The sequence below is a fragment of the Streptomyces sp. NRRL S-495 genome (assembly GCF_000966955.1).
GTDB lineage: Bacteria > Actinomycetota > Actinomycetes > Streptomycetales > Streptomycetaceae > Kitasatospora > Kitasatospora purpeofusca.
In genome coordinates this window covers 1-9,610 of the sequence record NZ_JZWY01000888.1, presented here as the reverse complement: position 1 = coordinate 9,610, position 9,610 = coordinate 1, and the positions used below count along the sequence as shown (strand labels likewise).

General features: G+C 75.3%; 8 protein-coding genes. 5 read left to right on the top strand and 3 right to left on the bottom strand.

Annotation, left to right across the window (positions count from 1 at the left end; translation table 11 throughout):
- The 3 genes from VR45_RS35610 to VR45_RS35600 form a co-directional block, all read left to right on the top strand.
- On the top strand, nt 1-1,006 hold a 1,006-nt coding region (locus VR45_RS35610), incomplete at its 5' end, for a thioesterase domain-containing protein (RefSeq protein ID WP_234326473.1).
- Nucleotides 1,007-1,092: 86 nt separating this feature from the next.
- The gene (locus tag VR45_RS35605) at nt 1,093-1,290 is read left to right on the top strand and encodes an MbtH family protein (protein ID WP_045944063.1); all 198 of its coding nucleotides are present in this window, start codon (nt 1,093-1,095) and stop codon (nt 1,288-1,290) included.
- Nucleotides 1,287-2,744, top strand: coding sequence for a DHA2 family efflux MFS transporter permease subunit (locus VR45_RS35600; protein WP_078897232.1), 1,458 nt, complete (start codon nt 1,287-1,289; stop codon nt 2,742-2,744). The genes VR45_RS35605 and VR45_RS35600 overlap by 4 nt, the downstream gene beginning before the upstream one ends.
- Nucleotides 2,745-2,825: 81 nt before the next feature.
- On the opposite strand, the gene VR45_RS48120 is transcribed toward VR45_RS35600, so the two are convergent.
- The gene (locus tag VR45_RS48120) at nt 2,826-3,809 is read right to left on the bottom strand and encodes a GNAT family N-acetyltransferase (protein ID WP_045944062.1); all 984 of its coding nucleotides are present in this window, start codon (nt 3,807-3,809) and stop codon (nt 2,826-2,828) included.
- Nucleotides 3,810-4,335: 526 nt separating this feature from the next.
- Here VR45_RS48120 and VR45_RS35590 point away from each other — a divergent pair.
- The gene (locus VR45_RS35590) at nt 4,336-4,833 is read left to right on the top strand and encodes a carbonic anhydrase (protein ID WP_045944061.1); all 498 of its coding nucleotides are present in this window, start codon (nt 4,336-4,338) and stop codon (nt 4,831-4,833) included.
- 56 nt (nt 4,834-4,889) lie between these two features.
- Here VR45_RS35590 and fes read toward each other — a convergent pair whose 3' ends face one another.
- Complete coding sequence (gene fes / locus VR45_RS35585; RefSeq protein WP_045944060.1) at nt 4,890-6,143, bottom strand: enterochelin esterase; 1,254 nt, start codon at nt 6,141-6,143, stop codon at nt 4,890-4,892.
- A 19-nt stretch (nt 6,144-6,162) separates the two neighbouring features.
- Nucleotides 6,163-8,334 (bottom strand): Fe(3+)-hydroxamate ABC transporter permease FhuB, encoded by a 2,172-nt coding sequence (gene fhuB / locus VR45_RS35580; RefSeq protein ID WP_045944059.1) that lies wholly within the window; start codon nt 8,332-8,334, stop codon nt 6,163-6,165.
- Nucleotides 8,335-8,533: 199 nt separating this feature from the next.
- Here fhuB and VR45_RS35575 point away from each other — a divergent pair, with 199 nt between their 5' ends.
- Nucleotides 8,534-9,580, top strand: coding sequence for an ABC transporter substrate-binding protein (locus VR45_RS35575; protein ID WP_045944058.1), 1,047 nt, complete (start codon nt 8,534-8,536; stop codon nt 9,578-9,580).
- Nucleotides 9,581-9,610 lie beyond the last annotated feature (30 nt).

The window sequence follows — 9,610 nt, the reverse complement described above, 5'->3', positions numbered from 1 at the left end:
GGTCCTGGGAGTGCCGGCGGTCGGCGTCGAGGACGACTTCTTCGCCCTCGGCGGCCACTCCCTGCTGGTCGTCCGGCTCGCCGGGCGGATCCGGGCCGTGCTCGGCCTGGAGGTCGGCATCGGCACCCTGTTCCAGGCGCCGACCGTCGCCGCGCTCGACACCGCGCTGTCCGCGGACACCCCCGGCGCCGACGCGCTCGACGTCCTGCTGCCGCTGCGGCCCACCGCCCCCGGCCGCCGCAACCCGCTCTTCGCCGTCCACCCGGCCGGCGGCCTCAGCTGGTGCTACACCGGACTGATCCGCAACATCCCGGCGGACGTGCCGATCTACGGCCTCCAGGCGCAGGGCGTCGGCGCCGCCACCGCCGGCGAGCCGCTGCCCGCCACCATGGAGGACCTCGCCGCGCACTACGTCGACCGGCTCCGCGAGGTCCAGCCCGAGGGCCCCTACCGGCTGCTCGGCTGGTCCACCGGCGGCATCATCGCCCACGCCATGGCCGCCCGGCTGGAGGAACTCGGCTGCGTCGTCGAACTGCTGGCCGTCCTCGACGCCTACCCGGCCGAGGGCTTCCGCGACCTGCCGGTGCCGGACCAGGCCGAGGCCCTGGAGGCGCTGCTCACCATGGGCGGCTTCGGCCCCGAGGACCTCGAGGGCCGGCCGCTGGAACTCGCCCACGTCACCGAGGTGCTGCGCCGCGAGGGCAGCCCGCTGGCCGGTCTCGACGACGCCACCGTCGAGGCGCTGAACCGGATCTACCTGCACATCAACCACCTGGTGCGCGAGTACGACCACTGCCGCCTCACGGGCGACGTGCTGTTCTTCCGCGCCGTCGTCGACACCATCGACGACACCCTGGTGCCCGAGCTGTGGACCCCGTACGTGGCCGGGCGGATCGACAACACCGAGGTCGCCTGCTCGCACAAGGACATGACGCTGCCGGAGCCGATCGCGCACATCGCGGGCGTCGTCGCCGAGCACCTCACCGCCCTCGACTCCGGCCGCTGAACCCGCCCCGTCCGAACCTGCCCGAACCTGTCTGAACCTGCCCGACCACGCCCGAACCTGTCCGAACCCACAGGAGAACCCACCCCATGAGTGACGCCCCCGCCAACCCCTTCGACGGCGACGGCGAGTTCCTCGCGCTCGTCAACGACCAGGGCCAGCACTCGCTCTGGCCGGCCTTCGCCGCCGTCCCGGCCGGCTGGACCGTCGCCCACGGGCCGTGCGAGCGCGCCGCCGCGCTGGACTGGATCACCGCCCACTGGACCGAGCTGAGCCCGGCCCGATGACCGACACGGACGCCAAGCCCGGCCCCGGTCCCGGCACCCCCGCCGGGGCCGGGGCCGGCGCCCCGGCCCGTCCCCTGTTCGCGGGACGCCTCGCCGTGGTGCTCGTGTACACGGCCGCGATGTGCATGAACGGCCTGGACTCGACGATCGTCAACCCGGCCCTGTTCACCATCGCCGGTGACTTCGGCCGCCCGGTCTCCGCCGCCAACGCCGTGGAGACCGCCTTCCTGGTCGGCCTCGCCGTCGGCCTCCCGGCGGCCGGCTGGCTCGGCGACCGGTTCGGCGTCCGGCGGGTCTTCCTCGGCTCGCTCGCGGTGTTCACCCTGGCCAGCGCCCTGTGCGCGGCCGCCCCCGGCCTCGGCGCGCTCACCGCCGCCCGGGCCGCCCAGGGCGTGGCCGGCGGCCTGCTCACCCCGGTCGGCATGACGCTGCTGTTCCGGGCCTTCGAGCCGCACGAGCGGGCCGGCCTCGGCAAGGTGCTGATCGTGCCGACGGCCCTGATGCCCGCCCTCGGCCCGCCGCTCGGCGGCTTCCTGACCGAACACCTCTCCTGGCACTGGCTGTTCCTGGTCAATGTGCCGATCGGCGTGGCAGCCGTGCTGACCGGCGTGTTCGCCCTGCGCGACCAGGAGGAGCCGCCGGCCGGGCGCTTCGACACCACCGGCTTCCTGCTCGCCACCCCGGGCCTGGGCCTGCTCACCTACGCGCTCGGCTTCGGCCCCGCGCACGGCTGGACCTCCCCGGCGGTCGGCCTGTCCGGGGTCCTCGGCGTGGTGCTGCTCGTCCTCGCGGTCCGGCACCAACTGCGGGCCGAGGAGCCGCTGGTGGACCTGCGGCTGCTCGCCGACCGGACCTTCGGCGCGGCCAGCGGGCTGGCCCTGCTGACCGCCGCCGGACTGATGGGCGCGCTGTTCGCCTTCCCGCTGCTCTACCAGGCGGCGCTCGGCGCCTCGGCGCTGGACGCGGGCCTGAGCGTGTTCCCGGAGGCGATCGGCCTGATGGCCGCCTCCCAGGTGGTCGACCGGCTGCTGCCGAGGCTCGGCCCGCGCCGGCTCGCGCTGCCGGCCCTGCTGCTCGCGGCGCTGGTGCTGGCCGCCCTCGCCCTGCCGGGCGTCGGCGGGAACGCCTGGGCCGTCCGGGCGCTGATGTTCGGCGTCGGCCTGATCCTGGGCACCGCCGTGCTGACGGTGCAGATCGCGGGCTTCGCGGACGTGCCGGGGCCCGCCATGGGCCGGGCGATGGGCCTGTTCACCATCGTCCGCACGCTCGGCGGCGCGTTCGGCATCGCCGGCGCCGCGGCGCTGATCGGCGCGCTGGCCGAGGACGGCACGCACAGCGCCGAACCCGGGCCCTACCGGGTGGCGCTGGTGGCCACGGCGGGCGCGGTCGCCCTCGGCGCCCTGGTCGCGGCCCGGCTGCCGAAGGAGGCCCCGGGGCCGCCGCCGATGGACTGAGCGACTCGTGGCACCTGCAGGACGGCACCCCACGCCCCGGGGTGCCGTCCTGCGGTCGTCAGCAGCGGTGTGCGGCCGGGTTCAGAACTCCTTGACCAGCCGCCGGTGCCCGCTGCCCCACCGGTACCCGAGGGCGGCGTTCACCGCGACCATCGGCACATTGCCGGCCTCGACCTCGGTGTGTGCCGTCCGCACACCGTGCCCGAGCAGGTACCGCGCCGCGTGCAGCTTGAGCGCCCGGGCGAGCCCGCGGCCGCGCCAGGCCCGCAGCACCGCCGTGTAGTGGACGCGGCAGGCCAGCGGGTCGTTCGTCCCGTGCACGACGGTGGCGCCGACGATCCGCCCGCTGCACTCGGCGGTGAACACCCAGTCGGGGCGGGCGCCGGGACCGGCCAGGACCTCGGTCCGCCAGTCGTCGAACTCCGGCAGGGCATCGGCGAATCCGGGGTTGTCGCGGAGGGTCTCGCGGTAGAGGTGGTGGAGCTGGCGCTCGGACTCGGGCGCGAGGGTGGTGGCGAGGGTGTCCAGGTACAGGCCGGGCGGCGGCTGCGGGGCGGGCAGGTGCGGGCCCAACGGGGCGCTCGCGGAACGGACATGGGCGTCCACCCGGTAGCCGCGGCCGAGCAGCAGCCCGGTCAGGTCGGCCGTCGGGTCCCGCCCCGCGGTCGCCGACCCGTCGTGCCCGTCCGGGAGTTCGCCGAGCAGTCGTCCGGCTCCGGCCTCGCGGCCCCAGCGCTCCAGCCCGTCGTAGAGCGGCAGCAGCCAGGCCGGGGCACGCCCCGGCGCGCTGATGACGAGCGAGGCGAGGTCGCCGGGGAGTGTCCAGGGGGCGCGCCAGGCGGTGGCGTACCCGAGCAGGTCCCCGGTGGGCCCGGGCTGGACCAGCCGGACCCGGCCGTGCCCGGTGAGCCGCCCCCGCCGGTCGGTGCTCAGCCGGTCCTCGCTCGGCAACACCGCGTCCCGGCCGCGCAGTTCGGCGGCCGTGACGGGCGGCTCGACCCCGTCGGCGGAGAGCAGCTCCGCCAGCGCGGGGTAGTCGGTGTCGGGCCGGAACGCGCGGATCACCCGCGGCCGCCGGACAGAATCGAATGCGTCACATGTGACACGGTACTGGGCCGTGCGGCGTCCCGCCCGGGGTTTCCCCGGCCCACCCGGGCGGTCACCCGTCCCGGACTTCGCCCCGGACTTCGCCCCGGACTTCGCGCCGGGGTCCGCGCCGGGTCACCCGACGGGGTGGCGAATGCCGGATTCCCCGGCGGGTGGGTGCGGGTGGGCGGTACGGTGCCCGCATGACCGTGCTCGTCCGCCGTCGTCACATCGACTTCGGCCGCATCCACTCCACCGGCTGTCCGGTCACCTTCTGATCGATCGATCGATCCCCGGCCCGTCGGGCCGCGCCGCCGCGTAGGACGGCGCCGCGCCGCACGGCCGTCGTTCTCCGCCGCCGCGCACGGTCCGCCGCCTCCGGGCGGGCCGGTCCGCGCCCGTGCGGCGCCGTCCCGGGCGCGCCGGTCGACCCCTGCACACCGCCAGGCGTCCCCGCGTCCCGGACGACCACGATCCGACCGCACCGAAGGGACGTCCGTCCGCCATGACCGACACCGCCACCGACCACTACCTGCGCAACAACTCCGACTACGCCGCGGCCTTCGAGGGTCCGCTGCCGCTCCCGCCGGCCCGCCGCACGGCCGTCCTGGCCTGCATGGACGCCAGGCTGAACGTCTACGGCGCGCTCGGCCTCGCCGAGGGCGACTCGCACGTGATCCGCAACGCCGGCGGCGTCGCCACGGACGACGCCATCCGTTCGCTGGCGATCAGCCAGCGGCTGCTCGGGACGGAGGAGATCATCCTCGTCCACCACACCGACTGCGGGATGCTCACCTTCGGCGACGACGCCTTCCGCGAGGAGATCCGGAAGGAGACCGGGGTCAAGCCGCCGTGGGCGGCGGAGGCCTTCTCCGACCTGGAGACCGACGTCCGGCAGTCGGCCGCGCGGATCCGGACCAGCCCCTTCCTCCCGCACACCCGGTCCGTGCGCGGCTTCGTGTTCGACGTCGCGACCGGGGTCCTCACGGAGGTCGAGCTCTGAGCGCGGGGGTGGTGGGTGCGGCCTCCGCACCCACCACCCCCGCGTCCGGGCGGGCGTCAGCCGCGGTGCCCCAGCAGGTGGACCAGGCCGTCGGCGAGGCCCCCGCGCCAGCAGGCGTAGTCGTGCCCGCCGTTGAACTCGCGGTAGGCGAGGTCGTAGCCCCGGTCGAGCAGCACGTCGCGCAGGTTGCGGTTCTGGGGGAGCAGCAGCCACTCCTGGAGGCCGGCCTCCACCCAGAAGCGGGCGTTGCGCCGCTCGGCGGCGGCGAACTGGCGGGTGAGCCACTCGCTGCCGTCGTTGAGCTCGGTGGGGTCGGGCCACCAGAAGGAGCCGGACTGGGAGAGCGCGTTGCCGAACCGGGCCGGCCGGTGAAAGGCGGCGAAGGCGGCGGTCAGCCCACCCGCGCTCTGGCCGGCGATCACCGTGCGGGCCGGGTCGGCGGTGGCCCGGTACTCGGCGCCGGCCCAGGGCAGCACCCGGTCGGCCAGCAGGTCGACGAAGTCGGGGTTGCAGCTGAGGTCGTCCGGCCGGGTCCGGGGCGGGGTGTGGACGAGCAGTGCGACCGTCGGCGGGATCAGCCCCTCGGCCGTGAGGTTGTCCAGGGTGTCGCCGACCGACAGCTGTCCGCCCCACACATCGCCGTCCAGCAGGACCAGTACCGGGTAGGGGCCGCCGTCCGTGCGGTGCCCGGCGGGCAAGTGGACGTCGATCGTCCGCCCGGCCGCCTCGGCGCGCACGGTGCGCCCGCGCGGCACCTCCGGGCGGCGTTCGGCGTACGGCTGGGCGAGCGCCTCGGGCAGGGCGAGCACCGAGGAGGGGTGGCGCCCGTCGCGGCCGGGCAGCCGAGGGCCCCGGTCGAGCGGGTCGGGGCGGGCGTCGTCCAGGACCTTCAGCCAGTCCGCCCGCCGGGTGCCGGGGACGGCTCCGCGCACCGGGTACAGCTGGTAGGAGGCCCGGTGGTCGGCGCGCAGCCGGTAGGTGCGCGACCAGCCGCCGGCCCGGCGCTCCATCAGGTGCGGGGCGAGGTCGCCGGCGTGCCGGTCCTTGTCGGTGACGGTGTGGACAAGCACGAGCACGCCGTCGTAGGGCTCCTCGCCCGGCTGGTCGCGCAGCACGAAGGTCACCTGCCGGTAGGCCGGGTCCTCGGGGTCGGGGTCGACCAGCGGGGCGCCCTCGGCGGCCACCCGGGCCCAGAACGCGTCGTCGGTGACGGGCTGTTCGCTCCGGGCCGGGAGGCCGAGCGGTCCGCTCTGCGCCGGGAGGCCGGGCTGTTCATCCTGTGCTGCCGGGCCGGGCTGTTCATTCTGCACTGCGAGAACTCCTCGATGATCAGGCGGGGTTGCCCTTGCGGCCGAGCAACACCCAGAGCAGGAACGGGCCGCCGAGCACGGTGGTGACGATGCCGACCGGGATCTCCACACCGGAGATCAGTACCCGGCCGAGGGTGTCGGCGAGCACGATCAGCACCGCGCCGACCAGGGCCGAGCCGAGCACCGGGACGCGGGACGGCCCGGCCAGCCGGCCGGCGACCACCGGTGCGGCCAGCGCGACGAAGCCGACCGGTCCGCAGATCCCGACGGCGAGTCCGGCGAGGGCCACGGCCAGCAGCAGACAGGCGAGCCGGACCCGGCCGGGGTCGACGCCGAGCGAGGAGGCCACATTGTCGTCGAAGCGCAGCACCGCCAGCCGGCGGGCCACCACCAGGGCGATCGGCACCAGGACGGCGAGGCCGATCAGCACCGGAGTGGCGACCTCGTAGTCCCGCCCGTTGAGGCTGCCGGAGGTCCAGACGTAGAGCGAGGAGGCGGAGCTGAGCGAGCGCCGGGCCATCGCGACCTGGATGATCGCGGAGGCGAGCGCCGACATGGCGAGGCCGACGACGAGCACCCGGTAGCCGCGGGCGCCGAGGCCGCCGGAGACGGCGGTGACCACGGCGACGGCGACCAGCGCGCCGATCGGTCCGGCCCACCAGGCGCCGAACGCGCCGGTGGCGGTGACGGAGATCAGCACGGCGGCGGTGGCGCCGTCGTTGACGCCGAGCAGTTCGGGGGTGGCGAGCCGGTTGCGGGCCAGTGTCTGGGTGAGGCAGCCGGCCAGGCCGAGCGCGGCGCCGGCGGCCAGGCCCGCGACGATCCGGCCGAGCCGGAACTTCTGCACCAGCAGGACGTCGAGGCGGTCGCCGTAGCCGAAGACGGCCCGGAAGGTGGAGCCGAGGTCGAGTTCGCTCTGACCGGCGTGCGCGGAGACCACCACGGCGGCGAGCAGCGCGGCGGCGAGGCCGAGCGCGGCCAGCGCCGAGCGCCGCGGGAGCAGGACGGAGAGCGCGCCGCGCCGGATCACCACGTCCGGCCTGGGCGGCTTCTCCTCCGGGTGGCCGTGCCGGCCGGAGGACTCGGCGGGAGCGGTGTCGGTCAGGCCGAGCGCGGCGTTCTTCCTGGACCGCACGATGGCGATCAGCGTGGGCGCGCCGATCAGCGCGACGATCACCGAGACCGGGGCCTCGAAGGGGCGGGCGACCACCCGGGCGAGCACGTCCGCCCCGGTCAGCACGGCGGCGCCGACGAGCCCGGCGAGCAGGGTGAGCCGGCCGACCCGGGGGCCGGCCGCGGCCCGCGCCAGGAAGCCGGCGAGCAGGCCGAGGAAGGAGATCGGACCGGCCAGGGCGACGGCGGAGGCGGTGAGCAGGGTGACGGCGAGCGCGACGGCGGCGCGGGTGGCGCCGGGGCGGTGGCCGAGGCCGCGGGCGAGGTCGTCGCCGAGCGCGAGCGCGGACAACGGCCGGGTGGTGAGCAGGGCGACCACGAAGCCGACCCCGAGCACCGGGGCGAGCTGGCCCAGGGTGGTCCAGCCCTCCACGCCGGCCAGCGAGCCGAGCACCCAGACCCGGTAGCGGTCGTACGCCTCGGGGGAGTTGACGATCAGTACGCCGGTGAGGCCGCCGAAGGTGGCGCCGACGGCGGAGCCGCCGAGGACGAGCCTCATGGGGGAGCCGCCGCCCCGGCTGCCGGCGATCGCCAGCACGAGTCCGCTGGCCAGGACGGCGCCGCCGAAGGCGAAGGCGAGGTAGCCGTAGGAGGTCTGGACGCCGAGCACGGCGATGCCGAGGACGACGCCGAGCGAGGCGCCGGCGTTGACGCCGAGCAGGCCGGTCTCGGCGAGCGGATTGCGGGTGACGGACTGGAGTTGGGCGCCGGCCACCCCGAGCGCGGCGCCGACCAGCAGGGCGGTCAGGGTGCGGGGGAGGCGCAGGTCGCCGACGACCAGGGCGAGATGACTGTCGGCGCGGGCGCCGTCGGTGTCGAGCAGGTAGTCCAGCACGCGGCCGGGGCCGACCTCGCCGGCGCCGACGGAGAGCGAGAGCGCCGTCAGCGCGAGCAGCGCGGCGAGGATGCCGCCGAGGGTGATCCAGGCGGTGCGGCGGGACCGGTCGGCCGTCGGCGGTGCGGGGGCGGAGGGTTCCGCGCCGGCCGCTTCGACGGCACCCACTTGCGACAATGTCATAAGGTAAGGCTAACCTAATGGTCAGCGCGGTCGGACAGGTGTCCGACCCGGGGTGGCATCCGTCGGGATCGTCCTGGTCCGGATCGTCCCGGTTCGTGTCACCGCGTCGTCGCACCCGCCGCTGCACCGCCGCCGTACCGCCGCATTCCGCACCGTCGTCCGTACCGCCCGTACGCAACACCCCTGCCCGGAGGCATCCATGTCGACCCCCCAGAGCCCGCTGCACCTCGCCCGCCGTCGCGCGGTCCAGGCGGTGGCCGCCACCGGGGCGGCCACGCTCCTGCTCGTCGGCTGCGGCTCGTCGGGCTCCTCCGACAAGGGGTCCTCCGGCAAGGGCTCCCCGTCCGCCGCCGCCACGACCGCCGCCGCGGCGGGCAGCCCGGCCGCCGACGCGGCCGGTGGCAAGCGGACCGTCAAGGACGCCACCGGTACGGCCGTCGAGATCCCCGCCGAGCCCAAGCGCATCGTCACCCTCACCCAGGAGGACCTCGACGCGGTGCTCGCCCTCGGCCTCAAGCCGGCCGGCATCACCAACGGCCAGGGCCTCAACGAGCCGCCGGCGTACCTGAAGGACAAGGTCCAGGGCATCCCGGTGGTCGGCAACCTGCTCCAGCCCGTCATGGACAAGGTGATCGCCGCCAAGCCCGACCTCATCCTGGCCGGCGACATGCAGGACCAGCAGGTCCTCAAGCAGCTGCGCGAGATCACCCCCGCCACCCTGGTCACCATGGCGCCGACCGACGACTGGAAGCTCTCCTTCCGCGGCATCGGAAACGCCCTCAACAAGCTGGACCAGGCCAACAAGGTCATCGCCGACTACGACGCGAAGGCGGTCAAGGCCGGCGGCGAGCTGGGCGCCAACAAGGGCGCGGCCGTCTCCATCGTCCGCTGGAACCCGACCGGCCCGAGCTGGATGGAGAAGAAGCAGTTCGCCAGCGGGGTCGCCCTCGACATGGGCCTGACCCGCCCGAAGACCCAGGACAAGGACGGCAACGCGCACACCCCGGCGCTGAGCCTGGAGAAGATCAACGAGATCGACGGCGACTGGCTGTTCCTGTCGACCCTCACCGACGACGGCAAGGCCGCGCTGAAGGACGTCCAGTCCAAGCCCGCCTACCAGGAGCTCGGCGCGGTGAAGAACAACCACACCGTGACCGTGGACGGTTCGGTCTGGTCGACCCGCGGCGGCCCGCTCGCCGCGGACGTCGTGATCGGCGACATCGGCAAGGCGCTCGCCGCCAAGTGACCCGCCGACGGCGGGCGCCCTCCTCACCGG